This is a genomic window from Pseudalkalibacillus sp. NRS-1564 (assembly GCF_050467905.1).
Classification (GTDB): Bacteria; Bacillota; Bacilli; order Bacillales; family Guptibacillaceae; genus Guptibacillus; species Guptibacillus hwajinpoensis_B.
On sequence record NZ_JBITPM010000002.1, the window covers coordinates 79,568 to 103,913 of the forward strand.

Annotated in this window: 25 protein-coding genes; 18 read left to right on the forward strand and 7 right to left on the reverse strand. The window is 40.7% G+C overall.

Annotated elements, in window-relative coordinates; translation table 11 throughout:
• Positions 1-612: 612 nt before the first annotated feature.
• From ACIFPW_RS00780 to ACIFPW_RS00790, 3 genes are all read left to right on the forward strand, one after another.
• Entirely contained in the window at positions 613-3,006 is a 2,394-nt protein-coding gene (locus ACIFPW_RS00780; protein ID WP_430241289.1) for an immune inhibitor A domain-containing protein, read from the forward strand.
• Between the two features lie 142 nt (positions 3,007-3,148).
• Positions 3,149-3,493, forward strand: a complete 345-nt coding sequence (locus tag ACIFPW_RS00785) for a MerR family transcriptional regulator (protein ID WP_430241291.1) — start codon at positions 3,149-3,151, stop codon at positions 3,491-3,493.
• Positions 3,486-3,941, forward strand: a complete 456-nt coding sequence (locus tag ACIFPW_RS00790) for an SRPBCC family protein (RefSeq protein ID WP_430241292.1) — start codon at positions 3,486-3,488, stop codon at positions 3,939-3,941. The genes ACIFPW_RS00785 and ACIFPW_RS00790 overlap by 8 nt, the downstream gene beginning before the upstream one ends.
• A gap of 163 nt (positions 3,942-4,104) precedes the next feature.
• On the opposite strand, the gene ACIFPW_RS00795 is transcribed toward ACIFPW_RS00790, so the two are convergent.
• On the reverse strand, positions 4,105-5,010 hold the full coding sequence (locus ACIFPW_RS00795; protein ID WP_430241294.1) for a TetR/AcrR family transcriptional regulator: 906 nt from the start codon (positions 5,008-5,010) through the stop codon (positions 4,105-4,107).
• Positions 5,011-5,219: 209 nt separating this feature from the next.
• On the opposite strand from ACIFPW_RS00795, the gene ACIFPW_RS00800 reads away from it, so the two are divergent.
• The gene (locus tag ACIFPW_RS00800; protein ID WP_430241296.1) at positions 5,220-6,728 is read left to right on the forward strand and encodes a DHA2 family efflux MFS transporter permease subunit; all 1,509 of its coding nucleotides are present in this window, start codon (positions 5,220-5,222) and stop codon (positions 6,726-6,728) included.
• A gap of 48 nt (positions 6,729-6,776) precedes the next feature.
• On the opposite strand, the gene ACIFPW_RS00805 is transcribed toward ACIFPW_RS00800, so the two are convergent.
• Positions 6,777-7,355 carry a CGNR zinc finger domain-containing protein gene (locus ACIFPW_RS00805; protein WP_283152527.1) on the reverse strand — a complete coding sequence of 193 codons (579 nt, stop codon included), beginning with the start codon at positions 7,353-7,355 and terminating at the stop codon, positions 6,777-6,779.
• 112 nt (positions 7,356-7,467) lie between these two features.
• On the opposite strand from ACIFPW_RS00805, the gene trxA reads away from it, so the two are divergent.
• Entirely contained in the window at positions 7,468-7,782 is a 315-nt protein-coding gene (trxA, locus tag ACIFPW_RS00810) for a thioredoxin (RefSeq protein ID WP_194220923.1), read from the forward strand.
• Between the two features lie 80 nt (positions 7,783-7,862).
• Here the strand turns inward: trxA and ACIFPW_RS00815 are convergent, their stop codons facing one another.
• Genes ACIFPW_RS00815 through ACIFPW_RS00825 form a run of 3 tightly spaced genes read right to left on the reverse strand, consistent with a single transcriptional unit; the run spans position 7,863 to position 11,522 of the window.
• Complete coding sequence (locus ACIFPW_RS00815) at positions 7,863-9,008, reverse strand: Ger(x)C family spore germination protein (protein ID WP_430241297.1); 1,146 nt, start codon at positions 9,006-9,008, stop codon at positions 7,863-7,865.
• A complete protein-coding gene (locus tag ACIFPW_RS00820) occupies positions 9,008-10,093 on the reverse strand; it encodes a GerAB/ArcD/ProY family transporter (RefSeq protein WP_430241300.1) in 1,086 nt (361 codons plus the stop codon). Before ACIFPW_RS00820 ends, ACIFPW_RS00815 begins: the two co-directional genes overlap by 1 nt.
• Complete coding sequence (locus ACIFPW_RS00825) at positions 10,083-11,522, reverse strand: spore germination protein (RefSeq protein ID WP_430241302.1); 1,440 nt, start codon at positions 11,520-11,522, stop codon at positions 10,083-10,085. Before ACIFPW_RS00825 ends, ACIFPW_RS00820 begins: the two co-directional genes overlap by 11 nt.
• A gap of 175 nt (positions 11,523-11,697) precedes the next feature.
• Here ACIFPW_RS00825 and ACIFPW_RS00830 point away from each other — a divergent pair, with 175 nt between their 5' ends.
• From ACIFPW_RS00830 to ACIFPW_RS00840, 3 genes are all read left to right on the forward strand, one after another.
• Entirely contained in the window at positions 11,698-12,951 is a 1,254-nt protein-coding gene (locus ACIFPW_RS00830) for an NAD(P)/FAD-dependent oxidoreductase (RefSeq protein WP_430241304.1), read from the forward strand.
• 41 nt (positions 12,952-12,992) lie between these two features.
• Positions 12,993-13,310 carry a Rieske 2Fe-2S domain-containing protein gene (locus ACIFPW_RS00835; RefSeq protein ID WP_430241306.1) on the forward strand — a complete coding sequence of 106 codons (318 nt, stop codon included), beginning with the start codon at positions 12,993-12,995 and terminating at the stop codon, positions 13,308-13,310.
• Positions 13,311-13,380: 70 nt separating this feature from the next.
• Positions 13,381-14,184: a uroporphyrinogen-III synthase gene (locus ACIFPW_RS00840; RefSeq protein WP_430241308.1), complete on the forward strand. Its 804-nt coding sequence runs from the start codon at positions 13,381-13,383 to the stop codon at positions 14,182-14,184.
• 52 nt (positions 14,185-14,236) lie between these two features.
• On the opposite strand, the gene ACIFPW_RS00845 is transcribed toward ACIFPW_RS00840, so the two are convergent.
• Positions 14,237-14,542 (reverse strand): DUF3243 domain-containing protein, encoded by a 306-nt coding sequence (locus tag ACIFPW_RS00845; protein ID WP_226612230.1) that lies wholly within the window; start codon positions 14,540-14,542, stop codon positions 14,237-14,239.
• Positions 14,543-14,884: 342 nt separating this feature from the next.
• Between ACIFPW_RS00845 and ACIFPW_RS00850 the strand changes: the two genes are divergently transcribed.
• The 3 genes from ACIFPW_RS00850 (at position 14,885) to ACIFPW_RS00860 (ending at position 18,188) form a co-directional block, all read left to right on the forward strand.
• Complete coding sequence (locus ACIFPW_RS00850) at positions 14,885-15,802, forward strand: aldo/keto reductase (RefSeq protein WP_430241309.1); 918 nt, start codon at positions 14,885-14,887, stop codon at positions 15,800-15,802.
• Positions 15,803-16,144: 342 nt separating this feature from the next.
• Entirely contained in the window at positions 16,145-17,500 is a 1,356-nt protein-coding gene (locus ACIFPW_RS00855; protein ID WP_430241311.1) for an arsenic transporter, read from the forward strand.
• 25 nt (positions 17,501-17,525) lie between these two features.
• Positions 17,526-18,188: a DUF2642 domain-containing protein gene (locus ACIFPW_RS00860; protein WP_430241313.1), complete on the forward strand. Its 663-nt coding sequence runs from the start codon at positions 17,526-17,528 to the stop codon at positions 18,186-18,188.
• A 261-nt stretch (positions 18,189-18,449) separates the two neighbouring features.
• Here the strand turns inward: ACIFPW_RS00860 and ACIFPW_RS00865 are convergent, their stop codons facing one another.
• Positions 18,450-18,791, reverse strand: a complete 342-nt coding sequence (locus ACIFPW_RS00865; RefSeq protein WP_430241315.1) for a DUF192 domain-containing protein — start codon at positions 18,789-18,791, stop codon at positions 18,450-18,452.
• Positions 18,792-19,211: 420 nt separating this feature from the next.
• On the opposite strand from ACIFPW_RS00865, the gene ACIFPW_RS00870 reads away from it, so the two are divergent.
• From ACIFPW_RS00870 to ACIFPW_RS00900, 7 genes are all read left to right on the forward strand, one after another.
• Positions 19,212-19,391, forward strand: a complete 180-nt coding sequence (locus ACIFPW_RS00870) for a Flp family type IVb pilin (protein WP_430241317.1) — start codon at positions 19,212-19,214, stop codon at positions 19,389-19,391.
• 73 nt (positions 19,392-19,464) lie between these two features.
• Entirely contained in the window at positions 19,465-19,965 is a 501-nt protein-coding gene (locus ACIFPW_RS00875; protein ID WP_430241319.1) for an A24 family peptidase, read from the forward strand.
• Entirely contained in the window at positions 19,962-20,336 is a 375-nt protein-coding gene (locus tag ACIFPW_RS00880) for a TadE/TadG family type IV pilus assembly protein (protein WP_430241321.1), read from the forward strand. Before ACIFPW_RS00875 ends, ACIFPW_RS00880 begins: the two co-directional genes overlap by 4 nt.
• Positions 20,336-21,232: a pilus assembly protein TadG-related protein gene (locus tag ACIFPW_RS00885; protein WP_430241323.1), complete on the forward strand. Its 897-nt coding sequence runs from the start codon at positions 20,336-20,338 to the stop codon at positions 21,230-21,232. The genes ACIFPW_RS00880 and ACIFPW_RS00885 overlap by 1 nt, the downstream gene beginning before the upstream one ends.
• Before the next feature lie 26 nt (positions 21,233-21,258).
• Positions 21,259-21,822 carry a Flp pilus assembly protein CpaB gene (cpaB, locus tag ACIFPW_RS00890; protein WP_430241325.1) on the forward strand — a complete coding sequence of 188 codons (564 nt, stop codon included), beginning with the start codon at positions 21,259-21,261 and terminating at the stop codon, positions 21,820-21,822.
• A gap of 2 nt (positions 21,823-21,824) precedes the next feature.
• The gene (locus tag ACIFPW_RS00895) at positions 21,825-23,000 is read left to right on the forward strand and encodes an AAA family ATPase (protein ID WP_430241327.1); all 1,176 of its coding nucleotides are present in this window, start codon (positions 21,825-21,827) and stop codon (positions 22,998-23,000) included.
• Between the two features lie 13 nt (positions 23,001-23,013).
• Positions 23,014-24,345, forward strand: a complete 1,332-nt coding sequence (locus ACIFPW_RS00900; RefSeq protein ID WP_430241329.1) for a CpaF family protein — start codon at positions 23,014-23,016, stop codon at positions 24,343-24,345.
• The last annotated feature ends 1 nt before the right edge of the window (position 24,346 follow it).

A 24,346-nucleotide genomic window follows, 5' to 3' on the forward strand; every position in this document is an offset into this window, starting at 1 on the left:
TTCAGAAAAGGAGTGCATTGAATGGCCTCCTTTTTTGAACTTTTTTTGTTCATTTTAAGAAGTAAAGAACATGGAGCTTGGAACGAAAAGTTAACTGGTAAATATATGGTATTATTAAAGTAGTATAGTACTAGATGGGAGTGAGTGAAGTTGAATAAACCTGTAGTCATTTGCCTTCTCCTTTTTAGCGCACTGTTTTTAAATTTTCAAGACAGCGCATTAAGTATAATGATCTATAATTGGTTGCTAACGCTACTGCTGATGTTCTACATATATACGATTCAAGGTGAGGAAATAGATGGATATGAATCAGTCACATTCTAGCAAAAGCCCTGCAAACGGATTCTCTTATTTGTAGGGCTTTTGCTATTTTTTACTCAATTTAACGTGTTGAAGCGTTATTGCGAAAAAACAAAATAGTGATGAGCAAATGGTGCTTTTGATCTGATTTATTAGTGTGAAAAATGGCTCACTACTTGAAAAAATAGTCATAAAAAGGAGAGTTTTAGGAAATATTGAGACTTTTGTATCATTCAAATTTTTCTGAAAAAGGATTATAGTATGATTATTGTAAAACTATTGTAAAAAACATTTTCTGGGGGGAATGAGATTTTGAAGGGGAAAAATGTACTGTCAATGGCGATGATTGCTGCGCTAACGCTAAGTGCTTTCACAGCACCTGGAGCGAGTAGTCAAGCTAGTGTAGACACGCCGCATGTGAAGCAAGAAGTGAAGGAAGAAGTTGTACATAAGCAAGGTCCGTTTGATCTAGCGATTGCAAATGAAGAAAAGCTAATTGAGATGCTGAAAGAGAGTGGGAAAATCTCTAAAAATGCATCTGCGAAAGAAGCAGAACAAGCATTGGATGTGTTCTTGAAAGAAAAGTCTGAGTCGCTTATGGAAAAAGACACGACCGGGGAATTAGAAGATGAAAAGCTTGAAGTTGAAGCTGACATTAAAGAAAAGTTAAAGAATGATAACAAAGGTAAGGGAAATGACAACGGGAAAAAAGGCGGAAAGAAACTTGATAAAGTCGTTGAAGAAGACTACCACGGTGATGTTCGTTCTGATAACGTCCTAGTCCTTTTAGTCGAATTCCCTGATTTTCCACACAACAGTATTCAGCCAGATGAATCTGATATGTATTATGAAGATTACGTGAAGGAACACTATCAAGATATGATTTTCGGTGAAGATGGGTATGAAGGTCCGAATGGTGAAGATCTTATCTCTATGAAACAATATTATGAAGAACAATCAAATGGCGCTTACACGGTAGATGGCACTGTTGCTGGATGGTATATGGCATCCAAAAATGCAGCTGAATACGGTGGTAACTATCCGACAGAAGATGATAGCGACAAGAATGCGCGTGGTCTTGTGAAAGAAGCTCTGAATGCAGCGGCTGCTGATCCTTCTGTCAATCTAGCAGAATATGATCAAGAAGATCGCTATGATCTTGACGGTGACGGTAATTTCCGTGAGCCAGATGGTCTTGTTGATCACTTGATGGTAGTTCACTCAGCAGTTGGAGAAGAAGCTGGGGGCGGACAATTAGGATCTGATGCGATCTGGTCTCACCGTTGGAATCTTGGTAGTATCTTCCCGATCGAAGGATCACCAGAACCAGAGGAGGATTACTTTGGTGCAGGTTCCATGTATGCATATGACTATACTATTGAACCAGCTGATGGAGCAGCAGGAGTGTTCGCTCATGAATATGGTCACGATTTAGGTTTACCGGATGAGTACGATACACAATATTCTGGGGCTGGTGAAGCAGTATCTTACTGGTCAATCATGGCGAGCGGAAGCTGGGCTGGTGCACTTCCTGGAACAGAACCTACTGGTTTCAGCGCATGGTCTAAAGAATTTCTTCAGGCTGCTCAAGGTGGAAATTGGTTGAAGTATGATGAAGTTGATTTAGATGAGATTGACAAAAAAGGTTTGGAAGTTTATTTGGATCAAGCGAACACGAAAGGGACAAACCTTGACGCGCTTCGTATCAATCTTCCAGACAAAGAAACAGAAATTAATACGCCATTTAGCGGCGAATTTGAGTATTTCAGTGGAAGTGACAATGATTTAGATAATTCCGCTGTGATGAATGTCGATCTGTCTAATGCGGAATCAGCCGAATTGACGTTTAAGACATGGTATGACATTGAAGAGGACTGGGATTATGGTTCGATTCAAGTAAGTGAAGATGGTGAGAACTGGACAGCGATCCAGGGAAATATCACGACAGAAACTAATCCGTATGATAATAATCCAGGACACGGCATTACTGGTCTATCCAATGGGTGGATTGATGCTACATTTGATTTGAGCGCTTATGCAGGAAAAGATGTACAAGTGAAAATGAACTACTGGACAGATGGAGCTGCGATTAATCCTGGCTTCTATGTTGATGATATTCGTGTAACAGCGGATGGGAACGAGCTTCTCTTTGACGATGCAGAAGGCGAGCCTAAAGTGGAGTTAGATGGTTTCACAAAGGATAAAGGAGTGAAGGTTTCAGAACACTACTACCTTCTTGAATGGAGAAATCATCAAGGTGTCGATGAAGGACTTGATCACATTCGTCGTGGTGCTAGCTTGATGTCTTATGATCCTGGTTTAGTTGTTTGGTACGTGGATAACAAGTATTCTGATAACTGGACAGGCGTTCACCCTGGCGAAGGGTTCCTTGGGGTTGTGGATGCGGATCAGCACGAATTGTTCTGGAGTGACGGAACGGTGGCCCAAACACGTTACCAAATTCATGATGCTGCATTCAGCCTTCGTAAAGATGAGAAGATGTTCATTGACTACAGCGAGCTTCTTGGTCGCACAATGACAGATAAGAAAAATCAATTTGTGAAAGAGTTCAACGATAAGAAAAGTTATTTGAATGAAGCCATCCCTGATGCAGGACGTAACGTACCTCAATATGGCTTGAAATTCAAAGTAACAGGTGAAGCAACGGATCGTTCAGTTGGACGTGTGTTGATCACAAAAAAATAAGAAGTGAGGGGGACGCTTAGAGATAAGCGTTCTTTTTTTTCGTTAAGTAGAAGGGGATATCTCTAACACTGGCCAAAATAATTGATGTAGTGTACTTGACTAGGTGGTGTACCCCGCAGTTTAAGATTAAGGGGGAGGAGACATGTATAAAATAAGTGAGTTTGCCCAGTTAACAGGGTTAAGTAAAGAAACGCTTCGCTATTATGCAGAAGTTAAGCTATTAGAGCCTGCCTATATTGATCCGAAGAACCGTTACAAATACTACGATGATGGCAGTTATTTTCTTGCCTTATTATTAGGAAAGCTACGGAGATTTGGATTTACAATTCAGGAAATGAAATCTGTGATGGATGATGAGTCGTTTGCTCATTTAGAAGATCTTTTGAGTCAAAAGAAATTGCGTATAGAAGAACAAATAAACGATTTGCAACTTCAACTTAACGACATTGATGAGTTTCTTAAATCAGGGAGGGAAAAGAATGATTAGCTGGAAAGAAGAGAAAATGATTCATGTGTCGATCGAAACGGTTTGGGATTTGTTTAGAGATGAAAATATTCAAATGATTATGCCGAAAGTTGAAGAGCATGTATTAATGGAATTGGAAGAGGATCAAGTCGGAGCGAAGCATCGTCAAACGTATCGGGAAGGAAAAAGACTTGAAACTTACATGGTTGAGACGATCGCCTACGAGGATCGAGAAGAGTATAAAGAGAAACGGATTAAGTTTGTATTGGGAAAAGCGTTTGAAATATCGCTTGGTTTTATACTAGAAAAAGTGAGTGACAGTGAAACTAAATTCATTTACGAAGGCCATAATAAAGGAGTGAATTTTGTGGGGCGCGCCATGCTTAAGCTAAGCCGGCAGAAGGATCAAATGACTGTTGTTCAAGAGTTTATGGACCGGGTAGAAAGTGAAGCGATCGAGCGGAAGTAGATCGAGATTTGATCCGTACAGCATTTATTGTATTCGCATAGATATTCAAGTGGATGCCTATGCGAAAGAAGAGATCAGAAGTAGCTTAACGTTTGGCCTTCTTTACGTCGTATAAAAGTCAGTTAGTAGTATAGCCGCCTGGGAAACCAGGCGGCACATCTCATTACGTAACTGAACGTTCGCAAGCTTCAGCCACTCTCACAAAATACCCTTTTACTAATTCATCGAGCGCAGCAACGGATTTTTGGTCAAGCGTTTGATCGTCCCTCAATGAACAAAGAACGCTTTCAATGAGAAATTCTCGTGACTTCTTAGAATGAAGAAACTCATCCTGGATAAAATCTAGAAGTTCTATTGATTTTGTGTGTTTCTCGTTCAAACCCTTCTTCAGGGTTGCGATTGTTTGATGAAGTTTTTCTTTAAAGGTTTCATCGGATTGTGTCGCATTTGGTAGCCATGTACTCATCTGCTCGGGTTTGTTCAGCTGTACTCCTGCCGCAGCGGCATCGTTAACGATGTTCACGATACGTTGGACGCTATAGTGTACAACGAGGGAAATGTCTACGCTCGGACCGTTTGCAATCGAATAGTACTTGACATTGTGATGAAGTACGCCCAGAAACATGATCGCCCCATCAAGTAGATATGGTCGCTTATCCTCGCCGAATAGCTCAAGAAAACGAGTGAATACCCACTGAATCATTCTCTTTTGTCCTTCTTTAAGGAAATCCTTCAAATCCTCATCATTCGAGACAAACACTTCTTCAAAAAGTGTAATCAGCTTGTTTTTCTTATTCGTATTCATTTGTAGTTCAATTTGTTTAATAAAGATAGTAAGGTCAGCACGATCCTGGCCGATCATCAATTCATCCCGGCTTGTTTCCATTGAGCCATAAAGGGCTTTGAAAAGAGCAATTAATAACTCATTTTTCGATGAGAAGTAATTGTAGAACGTGCCTTTTGAAATGCCGCTATATTCGAGTATGTCTTGAATGGATGTTGCCTGAAAGCCTCTTTCAATAAAAAGCTGATGCGCCATCTTAATAACGTGCTGTTTGCGATCGTTCATTCTATCACCTTTTACTTCGTTATATTTACATGAAATTTATTGTTGTACTGCCGGTATAAAATTGATCATACCTTATTTCTTGATTAGAAACAAATCCTTTCAAATCAGGAAGAAATAATGATTGCAAAAGTTGAACTCATGGTATATGATATTAGAGATTTGAACCGATGGTATAAATAATTGAACTAAAGGTATATGGGGGAATGATGATGAGTCAATCAGTGAAAGAGACGCCAAAACCAAAGTACGGCATTCTTGCGATTCTGATTGTTGGTGCTTTTATTGCGTTTTTAAATAATACATTGCTTAATATTGCGTTGCCATCGATTATGGCAGATTTACAAATTGAAACGGCTACGGTTCAGTGGCTTACAACAGGATTTATGCTTGTGAACGGTATTATGATTCCGGCAACGGCATTTCTTATTGAAAAATATTCCGTGCGTCGCTTATTTCTTGTTGCGATTGGATTATTTACAATTGGTACAGTTGTTGCGGGGATGGCGGAGATCTTCCCGGTTCTACTTGGAGGAAGAATGCTTCAAGCTTCAGGTTCAGCGATTATGATGCCGCTCTTGATGAATGTCATGCTCGTTAGCTTTCCAATTGAAAAAAGAGGGGCGGCAATGGGCGTTTTCGGTTTAATTCTCATGGCGGCGCCAGCAATTGGTCCGACGCTCTCTGGTTGGATTATTGAAAACTACGATTGGAGAATGCTTTTCCATTTCGTGACGCCAATTGCTATTACGATTTTCCTACTTGGTTTCTTCTTGTTGAAAGATAAAAAGGAAAAGGTAAACATTCGTCTCGATCTCTTTTCACTGATCTTATCAAGTATTGGTTTTGGAGGTATTCTTTACGGCTTTAGTTCTGCAGGGAATAAAGGTTGGGATAGCCCACAAGTTTACTTAACGATTGGAATTGGGGTTATTTCTCTGACGACGTTTATTATTAGACAGTCGAAACAAGAACGACCAATGTTGAATTTTTCGATTTTCAAATATCCAATGTTCGCTCTTTCATCTTCCATTACAATGGTTTTAAATATGGCGATGTTTTCAGGAATGCTGTTGCTCCCGATTTACGTGCAAACCATTCGAGGCATTTCACCACTTGATGCAGGATTGATGATGCTTCCGGGTGCACTTGTGATGGCATTTATGTCTCCGATTACAGGTCGCTTATTTGATAAAATTGGCGGACGCATTTTGGCGACAACGGGTCTAGCTATTACAGTTGTCACAACATACCTGTTTAGTACATTGTCTATGGATACGACGTATAACTACATTATGATTCTTCATGCTGTGCGCGTGTTCGGAATGTCAATGGTTATGATGCCTGTATCAACGAATGGATTAAATCAGCTACCAGCTCGTTTTTATCCGCACGGTACAGCGATGAACAATACGTTGAATCAGGTAGCGGGCGCCATTGGTACAGCGCTTCTCGTTACGATTATGTCTAACCGAACAGAATCCGCTGCGGCTGATCTTGCGAGGGAAGCAGCGACGAGCGGAGCGGTAGATCCTACGATGCAGCAACAAATTGCCATGCAGGCGATGCTTGAAGGGATTAACTTTGCCTTCTTTGTTGCTACATTTATTGCAGGTCTTGCGTTTGTGCTCTCATTCTTCATTAAGCGCGCTGGCCGTGAAGAAGTGAAGCAGCCGATAGTGCCAGAATCCAAGCCAGTTGAGCTTGTGACAAATTCATAATAAATCAGCTACAAAAACGGATGAGATCCCTAGGGATCTCATCCGTTTTTATTCGTTAGAAGAAGCTGTTTTCGTTTTATTATGATAATGCTTTTTGGCTTTTGTCCGATTTCCGCAAACCTCCATCGAGCACCATTTGCGCTTTCCCTTCTTGTTGACGAAAAAGGCCAGGCAATTTTCACTTTCGCATGCTTTTACTTTATCCAATACACCACTCGCTTCATGATCAAGCATCTGATAGGCAATGAGTGAGAGTAAACCTTTCGTTCCACCCTCAATAGGGAGCGGGGTAAGGGACTTTTCATCGATCGTAAAAGAAAGTGGGGTCGCTTTTGTCACATTACTTAGCAATTCGAAAAAATCGACTTGAGAAAGGTTTGAAGCGAAGTATTCACGACATTGATTCCGAAAGTGTTGAATGTCATTTGTATAAATAGGATCCTTCTTAATGAATTCTACTTGTTTCTTGTTTAACAACCCCTTGTTTTCCATTAATGTGATCCACTGAACGACGTTCTCTTCCGTTAATAGCAGATCGATAGGGTTTTGATTTTGTATTTTTAATGTGTTCATTAAGTTAATAAATAGAAAATTAGAAAAATGGGAAAAACTCGTTTCGAGTATCATGTTGAAACACACCTTTTGCTTTATCGTTGACATCGATTATAACATAATGTAGTATTCTAACCACTAAATTAGTTTTTAGTAGTTATAAAAATAAGGTAAGAGGAGAGATATAATGGCAGTACAAAAAGTAACGGACCAAAACTTCGAAGAAGAAACAAATCAAGGACTCGTTCTAGCAGATCTAGGAGCGCCCTGGTGTGGCCCATGTAAAATGATCGCGCCAGTGTTGGATGAACTAGATGAGGAACTAGGCGAGCAATTAAAAATTGTCCAACTTGATGTGGATTCAAATCCAGAAACAGCAAGAAAGTACGACGTGATGAGCATTCCAACATTGCTTTTCTTTAAAGATGGCGAACTTGTTGAGAATGCGGTTGGATTTCGAACAAAAGAAGAATTAGCAGGTATTGCTAAAAATCACGGCTAACTTTCCAATAAATAAAGCAGCGCTTCTTATGAAGAGCGCTGCTTTATTTATTGATTACGTATGAAGTTGATTGGCTCTCATTAATTAATATCCTGAGTCCCATAACCTGTTATGGTGAGATTCACGTCTATATTAACAGTAAGGGAAGGGAAAATGCTTTCCCAATTTTTCTCGTGTTCCTTCCAGTACCTAGGTTGTTTGATTTTTACCCATGTGCCAATTTCCAGAAAATCGAGTTGCTGTTCTTTCTGTGCGATGGAAAGAACGCGTTCAATATCTTTCTTGACGACTTGTTGTCCCTTTTCTTGGAGTGGCGTTTCCCATCCTTCTTTGAAAACGTCGCGTTCTATATCCCAGTCCTCCGCAAGTCGCAAAGAACTTTCTACAATAAGGTCGACGGTTAGCTTTCCGTTTTCTACATTTGGCTTAACGGTTGTGTTCGATTTCATTATTTCTAGGACAACTTGATCTTCTCTGGACTCTCCCGCTTCAATGGTTACGAGACCACCCTGAACTTCATCTGTCACCCATTTGAATCCTCCAACTTCTTCTGGTGAAAGCCAGCCAACTAATTTTTCTTTTTTATTTGATATAATTCCGCCCCCAAGCAACCGCAGTCTATTTTCGTGAATTCCTACTTCAGGAATGACGAAGCTTGCATCTTCTGTAATCCTATTGGAGGCTTCTCCGAATTTAAGATTATCCAATACATAAAGACTCCGCTCTTTGTTTTGAGTGAGCTCCTTCAACTGCACAGCAGGAAACATTTCTTTTGTTGGTTCGACATTTAGTATCGAAGCGGCAGGCTCCCTTGAAATAAATAAGGAAACGGTTCTCCTAAATTCATGATCACGCAAAAAGAAGCTGATTAGTTGCTTGATCGGTTCTTTTCGTAGAAGCTCTTCCGAGAGAACCATTGATTTGAGATGTGTATAGTTAGGTGGTCGATCAGTTTCAAGTGAATTTTCTCGAATCACTTCAAAGAAATTATTCCCATTTAAAGTAATGTTCTGATAGGGTTGATCTCCAGTCGTACCGGTCTCTGTTCCCTGAATATTATTTGGAACGACGTATTGATTAGTTAAGGCAAACACTTCCTCTTTTTCTTCATGGTAATCAATTCCAACCGCCATGATCATGCCGAGATCTTCAATTTCGTTACTATCCCAGCATGCCGTTAGCAAGATGAGTTGAAGGGCAGCTAGAAATAAGAAAATTCTCTTCATTAAGCAGTCCCCTTCCTAAACGAGAGCGCTAGAAGCAATAGGGGGAGCGCGATGAGAGCGGTGTAGGATAAATAATTCACGTATGTCCCGTAAGAAAATAGTTCAGTAATGCCTGACGGTAATAACGAGAGCATCAGAATGATGAACCCAATCATGATATTCATAGGGAGGGTGTTTTTTACCTGAAACGTTTTCCTCATTCCAAGCACTGCCGAATAGTAATAGGCGGCTAAAGTCGTGAAGATCGTAATGATCCATCCGAATAGGAAGAGAAGTTCGAATCGCTCAAAGAAGAATCCCTGAAACTCGATTGCTTTTGCCATTTCAATTGTTGGAAATGTAATCACCTTCAGTTCCTCGATACTAAGGACCCCGATGTTAAGAATGAAGAAGAGGACATAAATCACACAAACGCTCCCAATACTGATGCTGAAAATTGTGAGCATTGGTTTCCATTTCGTAAACGTAAATTTACCAGACAACACCATAATCAGTTCATATCCAACAAATGAAAAAAAGGTTGTATGAGCTCCTTTTAATATTTCGAATCCATCAAAATAGAAGATGGGGCGTAAGTGGGTTGGTTCAATATTTTTGATACTAAGAAGAGTTAAGACAAAAAACATGAATAAGATAATTGGAAAGTACAGTTGAAAAAAAAGAATAATATTGGAAATGCCGCTAGATACAAGATACATACATGAAACGACGAGTACGAGTAAGACGACGAACTTCGGCGTATTATCGAGCAGGTAGTAATTCACGATCTCGGCCATTGTTCGAATGATGTAGGATGAGATGGCGATCGTGTAAGCAACAAAAATGAGATTAATCCCTTTTCCGAACCATTTTCCAGTTAGTTCTGTGCCTATATCAAACACTGTTTTCATAGGAAATCGTTTAATGAGCATAAATAGAAAAATCGCATTTATAAACGCAATGCCGGCTCCTAGAATAACGCTCATCCACATGTTTGGTTGACCGACGACTGCTGCGGTTTGTCTTGGCAACGTTACAATTCCAACACCGACGATCGTTGATATGATGAAAATGATGATTGGAAGGGAGGTATGGTTATTTTTCATGTAGTTTCCTATCCTTCTTTCCCACACGATAATAAAGACGTACAAACGAATCTTTCCAGCTTTTCAGCTGAATAGGCGCAAATGGTTCCATGTATGGCGTTCCAAAGCTTCTAAGTTTGATTAAATGAGTTGTTACGATAAAGATAGCGATTAGCAAACCATATACACCAAGTATGGCTGCGGAGAACAGGAAGAAGAAGCGAATTGTTCTTAACGCCAGGCTGAGCTGATAATTCGGAATTGCGAATGAACAGATCGCTGTGAATGAAATGACCATCACCATCATTGGACTAACGATACCTGAGCTGACCGCCGTTTCACCGATAACAATAGCTCCTACAATACTAACGGTGGATCCGATTGGTTTTGGTAACCTTACACCTGCTTCCCGTAAAATCTCGATCGTAAGCTCCATAATAAAAGCTTCAATAACCGATGGGAAAGGTACACCTTCTCTTGTTTTAGATAAAGAAACGGCCAGGCTAGTGGGAATAAGCCCGTGGTGAAACGAGACTAAAGCAATGTAAGTTGCAGGCAATAGTACAGAAATAAGTGCAGTAAAATAGCTTAATAATCGAATTAATGAAGCGGGAATCCATTTAAAGTAGTAGTCGTCAGGTGTTTGAAGAAGCATGTTAAGCGTTGTAGGCGCAATAAGGACAGTGGGAGAGCCGTCTGTCATTATGGCAACGCGTCCTTCAAGTAAGGCGTTTGCTACCTTCGTTGGATGCTGGGTTGATGTTAATTCGGGAAAGACTGATAACGGATTACGCTCAAGGAGCTGTTCAAGTATCCCTGCATCAGTTATATAATCTGCATTAATTTCATTTATTCGTTCTCTGATTTCTTCAATTAATTTTCGATCGGCTTTTCCTTGCAAATAAGTTAAAGAGATGTATTTCACAACGTCTTTTCCAATCAGATGTTGTTCAAATAAAAGGTCGCTTGTTTTTAAGTGAGCACGTAATAATGCTTTGTTGTCTTGCAGGCATTCTATAAAACCATCCCGTGGACCGCTAATCGTCGGTTCATTGACCGGTTCATCAGGTGAGCGCTTCACAGAATAGGTCGTTTTCACAGCGTAAACAGTGTCAATGTCTTCCTCACGAGCAATAATAACGGTGCATCCATCCATGAGGTGCCTTGAAATGAGGCTATTATCTTCAATGTTGTTAATCGCAGCCATAGGAATAAGATCAGGAAGATCAGCTGCGCTAATCTTTGTTTGATCGTCTGAAATGGTAAGAAGTGGACTAATGATCGTCTTTTGAATCACCATTCGATCAGAAATATCGTCAAGATACACAAGTGTCAGTGTGAGCCCATCGAGTTTAACGGTTTTTAGCTTGAGGTCTTCGGTGTTATGAAACTCCTGCCTTATTTGATCCTCCAGCAATGAAGAGGATCGTGTAAAACGCCTTCTTTTCATATCGCCATCACTCCGAAAGTTATCTCCCTTTATCATTAACGGAATAGGAGAAACTATCCGTTCTTTCCATCATGTATTGAAAACTCTGTTAGGATATATGACCAATTTGTTATTTTCAATTTTCAAACATGGTACGATTTTGCATATTGATACAGCTTTGAAAGAAGGGGATAGTGTGAAGAAACGACTTGTCGTAATCGGAAACGGCCTTGCTGGAATTCAATTTCTTGAACGCTTGCTATCGAGAAAACCGTCAAGTTTTGAAGTAACCGTCATTGGAAAGGAGCCTGCTTATAAGCGATATCTTTTATCGCGCGTTCTACAGAAGGAAATACCCTTTGAAGACGTCAAATTGGAGGATGATGGTTGGTATCTAAAGCGTGGGGTACGTTTGTTAAAGAATGAAACCGTTGTGACAGTTGATCCCCTCGTACGGCATGTGAAAACCGATCGAGGTCGAAAAATGACTTATGATCTTCTCGTATTTGCAACAGGTAGTCATCCGCATCTCCTTCCCGTCAAAGGAGCAGGGAAGGAGGGCGTGATGACCTTTCGAACGATTGAAGACTGTATGACATTAATGAACGCTCCAAATCATTACCAAAAAGCAGCGGTCATTGGAGCGGGTATCCTTGGGTTAGAAACGGCGATGGGACTCGTTCAACGCGGAATAAAAACAACCGTAGTGCATCATCAGCCGAATGTGATGAACAGACAGCTAGACCGGCTTGCGTCTGAAATGCTTCAGGAAGATTTAGAACGTATGGGTATCCAATTTTCATTAAGTAAGCGAGCGAAGGAGTTCATTGGAACTTCGCATGTAGAAGGGATTCACTTCTCCGATGGAACGAGTCTGCCAGCGGATCTTGTCCTCATGTCTGTTGGAGTAAAATCAAATATTGAACTTGCTAAGAAAAGTGGGCTAGACGTTCACCGTGGTATTCTTGTGGATGATTTTCTTCAAACGAGTGATCCATCGATTTATGCTATTGGAGAGTGTGCAGAACATCGTGATATGACATACGGTCTCACTGAACCGATTATTGAGCAAGCTGAATATCTTGCAAGAACGCTCGCAGGATATCCAGAGCCGTACACAGGCTCAATCATGTCTACAACCTTAAACATTGAAAGCGTAAAAGTGTTCTCAACAGGGCATGTTCTTGAAACAGAGGAGACAAGAACTTTTCAATGGATTGACCCGATTCGACACATTTACAAAAAAATTGTGACCTTACATGGACGAGTGATTGGAGCGATTCTTTATGGTCATACTTCAGAGGCAACTTTAATAGCAAAGCTTGTGAATAGCCATGCTCCCGTTTCTGAAATTCCAACCAATCAGCTATTTCCAGAACCAAAAATAACGCGCAATACGTTAGCCCTTGTCCCTAAAGATGGGAGATCATCTAAAACGGCACAAAGCTAATGATGCATGTGTAAAAAACATTGCTTGGGAGGATGTTTCTGATGCCGGTTCATGCCGTAAAGATCCACGTGGGAAGAACGCGTGATTTTATCCCTAATTCTAGTCGAGCGATTGATTTACTCCAGCTTTCGATCGCCGTTATTTGCTTATCGGATGGCACGTTCCATGCTATTCACAATCGTTGTCCATATGGTGGAACGGTTGTGAGTGGGAAGGTTTGCGATCATTCTATAATATGTACAAACCATGACTGCCGAATTGATGTTAGGACAGGTAAACTACTTTCACCTCATAATGGCGAGGTAGAGACATTTCCGATTGAAATAGAAGATGGCTTGATCTACGTAACGCTTGAGTGATTTGTAGTTGATCATCTCATTGAGGTGCTGTACGCTCTATTTACGTATAAGTGAAGGAGATGGTACAGTCGTGGGCTTATTTAACAAAACCATAGCGGTTACCGGCGGACGAAAAGGGGAAGAAATGCGCGCACTTATCCAAAAACAAGGTGGAAAAGCGCTCATTCGACCTGCACAGGGGACTGTTTTTACGAATGAAGAGCATGTCGTTCAATCTTTACGAGAAATAATTGAAAATCCTCCAGATATGTTGATTTATACGACTGGTATGGGAGAAAAAAGAATGGCTGAGCTTGCGGAATTAGCTGGGCTAGAAAAAGAATACAATCACTTGCTTCGCTCGATTCCAATCGCCGTTCGCGGTACGAAAACGCTCCGGCATTTTAAACAAAAGGGCATTACGCCACAAACGGTGGCGGATCGCGGGACGATGAATCAATTGGAGAATGCCTTAACGATTGAGAATCAATCGGTTGTTCTCCAAATGCATGGTGAAAATGTGCCAGGGTTTATTGAGTCGCTTGAAGCTGCGAACAATACGGTTACGACAATTTATCCATACGAGCATACACCTCCAGAGCAAGCGGTGCTTAAGCAGTTAATTGAGGAGATAGAAAATGGACAGCTTGATGCGGTGGCGTTCACAAGCGCCATCCAGGTACGGTACTTTTTTGAATATGTTGATAGGGTTAAGAAAAGAGAAAGGATCCTAACTTCTTTAACAGAAACGATTCTTCCTGTAGCTGTTGGAGAAGTAACAGAAGAGCATCTAAAAGCTCAAGGAATCGAGCATGTTCTCACACCAACTACACCACGTATGGGCGCGATGGTGATGGAAATGGCTAAGTATTATAGAAATCTAGCATCATCATAAAAAACGCCGCCATCCTTTCAATAAGGGTGGCGGCGTTTTGCGATTTAATCATTTAGTTCGTTTGATCTGCTAGCTTAACGAGAACGTGTGCCATATGTTTACGTTCTTCTTCGTTTGCTACGTTCCAAAGCTCGTTGAGTACTTTTTGTTCACGGTTACGCGGATCTTCATGCTTGGCAAGATAATCTCCAACGCGCTTAGCACCTTTTGAGAGTCCTTCTTCGCCAAGACCGAGCTTCTCACCTTTGTTTACTTGATCTCCAAGATAGTCTTTAAACGATTGGAAGTTCTGCATGATGTCTTCTTTCTTATCCTCACTCATGTTAGCTACTGCTTGTTTTGGATCTTTCTCTGCCATTTTCATTCATCTCCTTTTTGTTAAGTACATAGGGTATGTAACCGGAATTGAGAGGTAATAAACCCATTAAATGGCTTGTGAGCACATTGGATGTGCTGAATTAACTCAGTGTTTTAATTTAAATAATAATTTCAAAAATCTCTACTATGATGAACGAAATGTTTCTCGCTTTGCCTAGGCTATGTGGGAACTGTTGATTCAGATCTTTATTTGACTGAAGCGGAAGAAAATATGATGAAGAGTATATGCATAATTGAAAGCGCTATAACAAAAAGTCTAAATATTACCTTTTCCTTTACCTGAATGATAGGATGGCAGTATCAATTAAAAGAGGTGATTGCTTTGAAAAAGATTAAGCTAGGTACAAGTGATTTAGAAGTTGGCGAGATTTCACTAGGTTGTATGCGCATGAACGAACTTAGTGAGAAGGATGCAGCTTACGTGATTGAGAATGCGATGGACCATGGAGTGGATCTGTTTGATCATGCTGACATTTATGGTGGCGGGAAATCGGAGGAAGTATTCGCAAATGCTATTTCTGCAAACGATGATCTTCGTGAGAGAATGAAGATCCAAACGAAGTGCGGCATTCGTAAAGGTTTTTTTGATTTTTCGAAAGATCATATTCTTGAATCGGTTGATGGAAGCCTAAGTCGACTAAAGACTGACTATGTTGATACGTTGCTTCTTCATCGCCCGGACGCTCTATTTGAGCCTGAGGAAGTAGCCGAGGCCTTCTCACATTTGAAAGAGAGTGGAAAGGTGCGTCACTTCGGCGTAAGTAATCAAAATCCGATGCAGATCGAACTGCTGAAAAAGTATTTGAAGGATGACTTAATCATCAATCAGCTTCAATTGAGTATCGTACATACGCCAATGATTGATGCTGGATTTAATGTGAACATGCAAAATGATCCAGCTGTTGTTCGAGACAGCAACATTCTTGAGTACTGTCGTTTGAACGATGTTACGATTCAAGCGTGGTCTCCATTCCAGCACGGCATGATTGAAGGGCCATTTGTCGGAAACGACGCCTTTCCTGAAGTAAATGCAAAGCTTCAGGAACTTGCTGAGAAATACAATGTGACTGATTCAACGATTGCGATCGCATGGATTTTACGTCACCCTGCTAACATTCAGCCTGTTGTAGGGACTATGAATACAGAAAGATTAAAAGATATTTCAAAAGCTTCTGATATGGAGCTTACGAGAGAAGAGTGGTATGAGCTTTATCGTGCTGCGGGGAATAAGCTTCCATAAATAAAAAGCTTTTACCCTCTAGAGCGTCATTCTAATGAAAAAAATGAGAGAACAAGGCTTTCGATCTGGTTAAGAGGAAAGCCTTCCGTTTTGAGATAGTGAAAAGACCTCGCTAACGAAAAAACAAGCTAGAATTCCTTTAGTAAAAGGCGTTCTGGCTTGTTTTTTTTATGGGATTTTATTTATGGACGAGTATCTCGACCGGACATTTGCCATGGAGAGCCAAAGGTACATTTTAGGATTTTAGCTTCAAAAACCTATCCCTTTTGACGCGAAATGAATATAACTATACAAGGTGGGACATGCAAGAGCTTTTTACTAGATTAAGAAAGGCGGCTAGATATGTCATTAGGCATAGGAATACCCATATTTGTGTTCGTCGTAACAATGATGGTCATATTTTGGAGACCGGGCGGGATAAATGAAGCATGGCCAGCCTCGATCGGAGCCCTTATCATCTTAGTAACTGGAACTGTATCCCTTGGAGATATAGCTGATATCCTAAGTAAAATAAGTGGCGCATCCATTACGATTATGGCGACGATTGTCATGGCTGTAATATTAGAAAGCTTTGGTTTCTTTCACTGGGCAGCTGCAAGGCTAGCTGTACTATCAAAGGGCTCCGGCTATCGTTTATATTGGTACATTCAGTTACTCTGTTTCTTAATGACCCTTCTTTTCAATAACGATGGAAGCATCTTAATTACAACTCCAATCTTAATATTGCTACTGAAAAACCTTCGTTTAAAGCCACATCAAATGATTCCTTATTTGTTAAGTGGTGCACTCATCGCGACAGCTTCCAGTGCTCCGATCGGTGTGAGTAACATTGTTAATTTGATCGCTTTAGAAATCGTCCACATGACGCTGTATATGCATACGGCCATGATGTTTGTGCCAGCAACATTAGGATTGATCTTTATGTCATCATTTATGTTTTTCGTCCTGAAAAAGAAACTTCCTAAAGAACTACCGGGTGCGGCTTATGACATTGAAGAGATGTTCTTTTCGAAGCATTTTCATCCGTTAAAAGGGAAGCTTTCCGTAGAAACGAAAAAGAAACGCACGCAGTTTATGATCAAGCTTCTCCTATTTGTTTTTATAATGCGCTGTCTTCTCTTTGTCGCATCTTACTTCGCGATCCCCATTGCACTCGTTGCTGTTCTTGGATCAGCTGTCTTGCTCGTGTGGAGATGGTATGCACTTGGCACAAATCCTATTGATATCATTAAGAAAACCCCGTGGCACATCTTAATATTTGCTTTCTCGATGTACGTGATTATCTACGGACTTCATAATGCAGGGTTAACCGCATTGCTTGTGGACATGTTAAATCCGATCGTCAATCAAGGATTGTTAGCAGCTAGTTTTATTATGGGAGGGTTAGTCTCCGTTCTTTCCAACCTCTTTAATAACCACCCGGCTCTTATGGTTGGAACAATTGCGTTAACGGAAATGGGATTAGACCCGATCACATTAAAAACCATTTACCTTGCCAATATTATCGGAAGCGACATGGGGTCCTTGCTATTGCCAATCGGAACGCTTGCATCCTTGATTTGGATGCATATTTTGAGACAGTATCATATTAAAGTGACGTGGAAAGATTACATGAGCGTATCTTTTATCGTCATTCCTCTAACGACTGTTTTTACACTGTTTCTACTATTCTATTGGGTGCAGCTGATATTTGGGTAAGAATCTTGGAGAGGAGCCTGTTTGAATGGATCGACTAGTTAATTTATTAGGAAAACATGTGGAAGTGAAAATTTCTGGAGGAACAGTGTTTATCGGAATTCTAACCGATAGTGGACCAGACATTCTCGTCCTTTTCAACGGGGAAAATTATCTCTACTTACCGCTGCTGCATGTTCATAAACTGTATCGCTATACGAAATCAGATACTGTCGAAAGCCCAAGTGCACCTTCACTTTCGGATGACATCGATTCGATTTCGTATCGGAAAATACTCATGAACGCGAAAGGAATCTTTACTGAAATTTATGCGACTGGAAACTTATCTTTCCATGGATATATTACGAACGTTCTGAGTAATTACATCTCATTTTATTCCCCAGTTTATAAAACAATGTATCTACCTTTAAGTCATATAAAGTGGATAACCCCATACAGTCAAAACAATACACCCTATACGCTTTCAAACGAAAAACTACCAGTTAATCCATCTAACATTCCGTTGCTTCGATCGTTTGAAGAACAGCTAAAGAAAGAAGAAGGGAAGCTCGTCGTGTTTGATGGTGGGAGTGACCCGAATAAAATTGGCTTATTAACAAAAGTAGAAAATAATTTCGTTGAGTTGGCTAATGCCAGTGGAGAGACTGTTTATTTAAGATTAAACCATATTAAATCTGTGCAGTTGCCTTAAGGGGGTCAGGTCCATCGGGATTTGATGCCGTTCTTCCGAGATCATCGGGTGTATTTATCCGATCAGGAATAAAGTAGACAAGGAAACCCCTCCCATCACCTTGGGAGGGGTTTCGCTTTTAGGTATCTCAAGCTTTGTACTAGAATGAATCATTGAAATAGCGATTTTTGATCGTGACGAAGACGCTTTATGAAAAGAGGAATGCGAAGTGAAAAGGAAAGCGACAGTGCCTGGAAGGGTACTGTCGCTTTTTTAATAGATTTAAAGTTTCAGAAATTCACCAGACTTAATTGCATGTTCTTCAATCGATCCTTTCGGTAATTCAAGAGTGGACTTTGCCCCTTTAACCGGTGCTATAAAACCCCAGGGTTTAAGACTTTGAACAACCTTTACAACCTCGTTCTCTTCGTTTAAAAAGACAACATCGATCGAAAAGAACATAAAACACATGTGAATGGAATTGCAAGGCGTGATCAGAAGCGCTTCGTGTTGAAGAGGAGTTTTTCGAAACATTAGTCCTTTTAGTCTTTTTATAAAAGTATCAGCCTTCAGCACTCTCAGCGGAAGTGTTCGATATAGTGTATCATCATTTCTCTCCAACATGACTATTCTCCTAAATTATGACGTTATCTATACTATAATAGATGTCTATTTAATACTCAATAACGAATATATTACTATAAAAATTGTAAAAAAAAGAAAAAAAGTTCAAAAAAGGACTTTACAAATTCTCTATAACGAATTATTATGTATTTAAGGTTGTTCGATAAAAAGAACAAGTTAATAATTAATAGACACTATAGTGAACAAAATCTTACCTTAGATAATGTTCGCCGTTTTGAAAGGGGGAACCAGAGGATGAAAAGATTCAGCTGCTTTCTTAGAGCAAGAGGAGGTTAACTGAAGTCACTTCGCGATCATCTACGTAACTGGTTTCTACTAGTAAACAGTCGATTTGTATTCTGGTATTTATGATTTCTTAAATATAACGATTAAAACAAAAACTCTAAGGGGGAAATAAGAATGTTGAAGAAAATGGGACAGTTCGTAAGAGAAGAAGAAGGACAAGGTATGGCGGAGTATGGATTGGTTTTGGCTGGGGTAGCGGTTGTTGCAGTTGGAGTGTTTTTTACTCTAGGCGATAAAATAGTCGAAATCGTTGAAAATATTACTGAATCTTTTGATGGTCCAGCTGGTAGCTAGTAATATAAATTGATGAATCTATGGCCCCACTTACTCAAGTGGGGCCAAATTTAAAAAGCAAAGAGGGACTGCGATGCTATACAGTATCCTGGGCATTGTTTTACTCATTTCATTTATAACAGATGTGCGCAAACGACGCATTTTAAATATCGTTACATTCCTTGCAATGGGAATTGGTTTATTTTACTACACGTTAACTCTTGGTTGGAAAGGTTTTCTGTTTAGTGGTGCTGGACTTCTTGTTGGATTTGCACTTCTTCTGATTCCATATTTGTTAGGGGGAATGGGGGCGGGAGATGTGAAGTTGCTTGCGGCGATTGGCGCCTTAACGGGCACGTCGTTTGTTCTTCACTCTTTTTTTTATACGGCTTTAATTGGCGGAGTGATTGGTCTTATTTTAATTATGAAAAGAATGGAGTTTTGGAAGTTCTTCAAATCTCCAACCTATACGCTATATTCTTTAATGAATCTGAAAGGTTATAAATTCAATAAAGAAAGCAAGCTAACCTATCCTTACGGCGTAGCCATTACGTTCGGTACCTTGTGTGCGGCTTTTGTAGGAGGGATGACATGAGGTCAGAAAAAGGTCAATCAATAGTAGAGTTTGCGCTTGTCCTTCCAGTTCTTGTAATGCTTTTGTTTGGCATTATCGATTTTGGACGTATTTTTCATACGTATCTTGCGATTGACCATGCAAGTAGAGAAGCGGCAAGGACGGCAAGCATCGGAGAGAACGATGCAACGATCGTCTCTACGGCAGTTTCGAGTGCCTCCAGTATTCACCTTACTTCTGGTCAGGTAGCGGTTTCACCAGGTGGTGCGAAATCTTCAGGAAGTGATGTGACTGTTACGATCACTTATCCGGTTCGTTTTCTTACACCAGTTGTTTCAAGCGTAACCGGACCGATTACCTTATCCAGCTCAACTGTTATGAGGGTTGAGTGATGAAAAGGACTCGCTTCTTTTTCGCGAATGAAAGAGGGAATGTGGCCGTTATGCTAGCGCTAAGTTTAACCGTTTTACTTGGCGTAACCGCTATGGTCATCGATGTTGGGCGACTATATCACGAGAAAAGAATTCTTCAAAACGCGATGGATGCAGCGGCACTTTCCGGGGCTCAAGGATTGTTAACGAGTGAGGTAAGTGCTGCTTCTATTGCAAAGGAACTTGCTAGTAAAAATACATTTCCAGTCGACGATGGTGATCTAACGATTACAAGTCAGTCGATCAAAGTATCAAAACAGTCGATTGTTCCGATGACGTTTGCACGCGTATTTGGAATCCAAGAAGCTTCAGTCAAGGCTTCAGCCAAAGCTGAGGTCGGTTTGTTGAAGTCTGCCAAGCGGGTTACGCCTATTGCGATCGAATATACCGCTATTCCGAATGAGACAGAGTTAAAATGCGAAAATACTGGAAAGCATCACGGGAACTGTGGGTACCTTGATATCAACAGTAATGGGGCAAGCGGTTTAGCTGAGAATATCATCAATGGTGTAGAGCTTGAAGTTGGGACGAACGTCCAAACAGAACCCGGGCAAAAATGGGGGCCTGTCAAGAACGCGATTGAAACACTCATTAGTAAGGATGCTGGCAAAGCAAAATGTCAGGCTGCGGCCACAGCAGATTATTCCTGTGCGCGTATCATTATCATTCCGCTTATTGATTCATGGGATGGCGTGAATGGAAAGTCGACGGTTAAGGTTGTCGGATTAGCAGCTTACTGGATTGAACGTTTAGATGAACCGAAGCGAATTGTTGGCAAATTTAAAAAGGTTGTTACTACTGGTGAAATAGGCGGCTCAGGGCCGGGTAATTTATATGGCGTGAAGCTGGTTGAATAGGTTGAAGAGAAGTGAGGGAGAAGGGTATGAAAACAAAAAGAATTTGGATGTGGTCCATCGTATTTGGAGCATTCGCAACAATCATTGTGTATGTTGCCCTATTCACGAATCTAACTACAGACGCAGAAACTGAGGTTAAGAAAGTAGAGGAACCTGAGGTTGCGGCAGAGACGACGATTTCGAAGCGAGAAATACCGAATTCAATGGTTGAAGTGAGCGAGGGACATCGCGCGATCTCGCTAAATGTTGAATTAGCGAGCGGAGTTTCAGGTTATGTACAGCCGGATGACTTCGTTGATGTCATTGCTTATGAAACAAAGATTGATGAAGAAAAGAAGGAATTCAAATCTGCGGTCCTTATACTGCAAAGTGTAAAAGTACTAACGTCAGGTAAGGCGCCTGACACCATGGAAGAAGCTCTCCATTATGAAACAGTCACTCTTGAAGTCACACCTGAGCAAGGTGTGAGCTTAAGTCTAGCCGCTAAGGATAAGGACGGATTTTACCTCATGTTACGGAATGGTGAAGATGATGGAACAGTGAAAGAAGGACTAAAAGAAACAAGACGGGTTTATAAGGAGAATGAATGACAATGGACCTAAACTGGTATTTTTACTCTGACACAAATGCGCATGCAGATGAATTAGAAGCGCTACTTATGAAGAAGAGTCATACTTTAAAAAGCTTTCAACTGTTAGAGGATCTTTTTCATCAGCTTGAGCGAATGCCTCATTCTATTCTTTTTCTTAAAGCCAATACGACTTACAACGTATATGATCTTTGTCAGGAAATTTCAGTTAAATTCCCTTCCACCTATTTGATTATTATCGTACCTGAAAATATGGAAAATACGAAAAAAGCGATGCGAGTTGGAGCTTCAAATATGCTAACGTATTCTTCTGATTCAGAAGAGGTCAATGAAGTGATCATTCAAACACAAACATTTGTGAAACAACGTGCTGACCAGAAGGGAAGCGCTCATCCTCATCTCCAAAAGAAAAATAGCCGAGTGATGTCAATATGTAGTTCTAAGGGTGGGGTTGGTAAAACCACATTATCTGTCAATCTAGCAAATGCTTTTGTGAAAGATGGAAAGAGCGTAGTGATTTTAGATGCGAATTTTCAGTTCGGAGATGTTTCGATGTACGTGGACTTGAAGCCGAAAAGGTCGGTTTATGAATGGGTAAAGGAGGGGGTTGAGCGAGAACGCTATGGAATTGAAAATTATTTAACGCATCACTCAAGTGGTGTTGCCATTCTCTCTACACCTCCTAGACCGGAATTTTTTGAGATCATAACAGAGGAGCACCTGGAGCTTGCCGTTAGTGAACTACGTAAAAGCTATGATGTTATTCTGATTGATACCCCGACGTACATTTCCGAGATTCATCTCAAAAGTCTTATGCTCTGTGATGAGATCCTCTTAGTCACGACGGGCGATTTACCAGTACTAAGAAATACGAAACTTTACTTGGATATGCTGGAATCCCTACAACTAAATGAGAAGGTTAAGATTATTTTAAATAGAGACTCCAAGCACCGCGTCATAGAAGCGAAGCGAATGGAAAGCATTCTTCAAGAGCCAGTCTATGTTTCGTTGCCAGACCAAGGAGTACACATAGCTACAACGATTAATGAAGGTCTTCCACTAGTGATGAAAAATGGGCGGAATGCTTTTTCTAAAGGTATGTTCATCCTTGCGCATCAATTAATACCTGTTAGTAGTGAAGTAGAGAAAAAGCCAAAACGATTCGCTCTGAGTCGATGAAGGGGGAATTTCGTTGTCACTTTTCAAACGATATGCTGAAGAAGAGTCATCAATAGTTGAAGAACGAAAAGAAGTGCCGATCGTGAATACGGTTGAATACAAGCAAGTAGAAACGAAATTGCAAGCTTTTTTGCTAGATGAACTAAAAAAGCACCAGTTTCAAGCTGAAGAAGAATCGAAGAAAATTCGAGAGTGGGGGAAGCTCTTTTTAGATAACGAAGCTGAAAGGCTTACCTTTGAAGAAAAGAAACGAATACTTGAATCAGTAGAGCACGAATTGCTCGGGTATGGGCCGATTACGCCTTTATTGGAAGATGACACTGTTTCAGAAGTGATGGTGAACGGGGCGGAGGCCATTTATTATGAACAGTATGGAAAATTGAAGAAAAGCTTTCTAACTTTTCGCGATGATGATCATTTAAGTCGTGTGATCGAACGAATTGTTTCTCCTCTCGGAAGAAGAATCGATGAAAGCTCTCCGATGGTAGATGCGCGACTTCCTGATGGATCACGTGTAAATGCCGTTATTCCACCCCTTTCCTTGACAGGGCCTTCCCTTACGATAAGAAAATTCTCTGCTACGCCTCTTCAAATGCACGATCTCATAAATTATCAGACTCTAAGTGAAGACATGGCGGAGTTTCTAGAAATTTGTGTTCAATCGAGATTAAATGTTTTTATTAGCGGGGGAACTGGCTCGGGAAAGACATCAACACTTAATGTGCTTTCTTCCTTTATCCCGAACGATGAGCGAATTGTAACGATTGAAGATGCAGCGGAGTTGAACTTATCTCAGGAGCACATTGTTTCATTAGAATCGCGGCCTCCTAATATTGAAGGCAAGGGGGAGATTTCGATTCGAGAGCTTGTCCGGAATGCGCTGAGAATGCGACCTGATCGAATTGTTGTTGGTGAGGTCCGTGGGGCGGAGGCGCTTGATATGCTTCAGGCGATGAATACAGGGCATGACGGCAGTCTTAGTACAGGACATGCCAATTCACCAAGAGATATGTTGTCACGACTTGAAACAATGGTGCTGATGGCTGGGTTTGATTTACCTTTACGAGCCATTCGAGAGCAAATTGCTAATGCACTGGATCTTATTGTTCAACAGGCTAGAATGAAGGATGGATCGAGGAAGATCACCCGTATTACCGAGGTGATTGGTATGGAAGAAAACATCATTGTTCTTCAAGATTTGTTTGTTTATAAGGAAACGGGACGAAACAGCGATGGTAGCGTAGAAGGGCATTTTGAAACAACCGGGGTAAGACCGAATGTATCAGAACTTCTTGAACAAAATGGCTACAAGATTTCATCATCTTGGTTTAAAGAGGTGTGGTGAA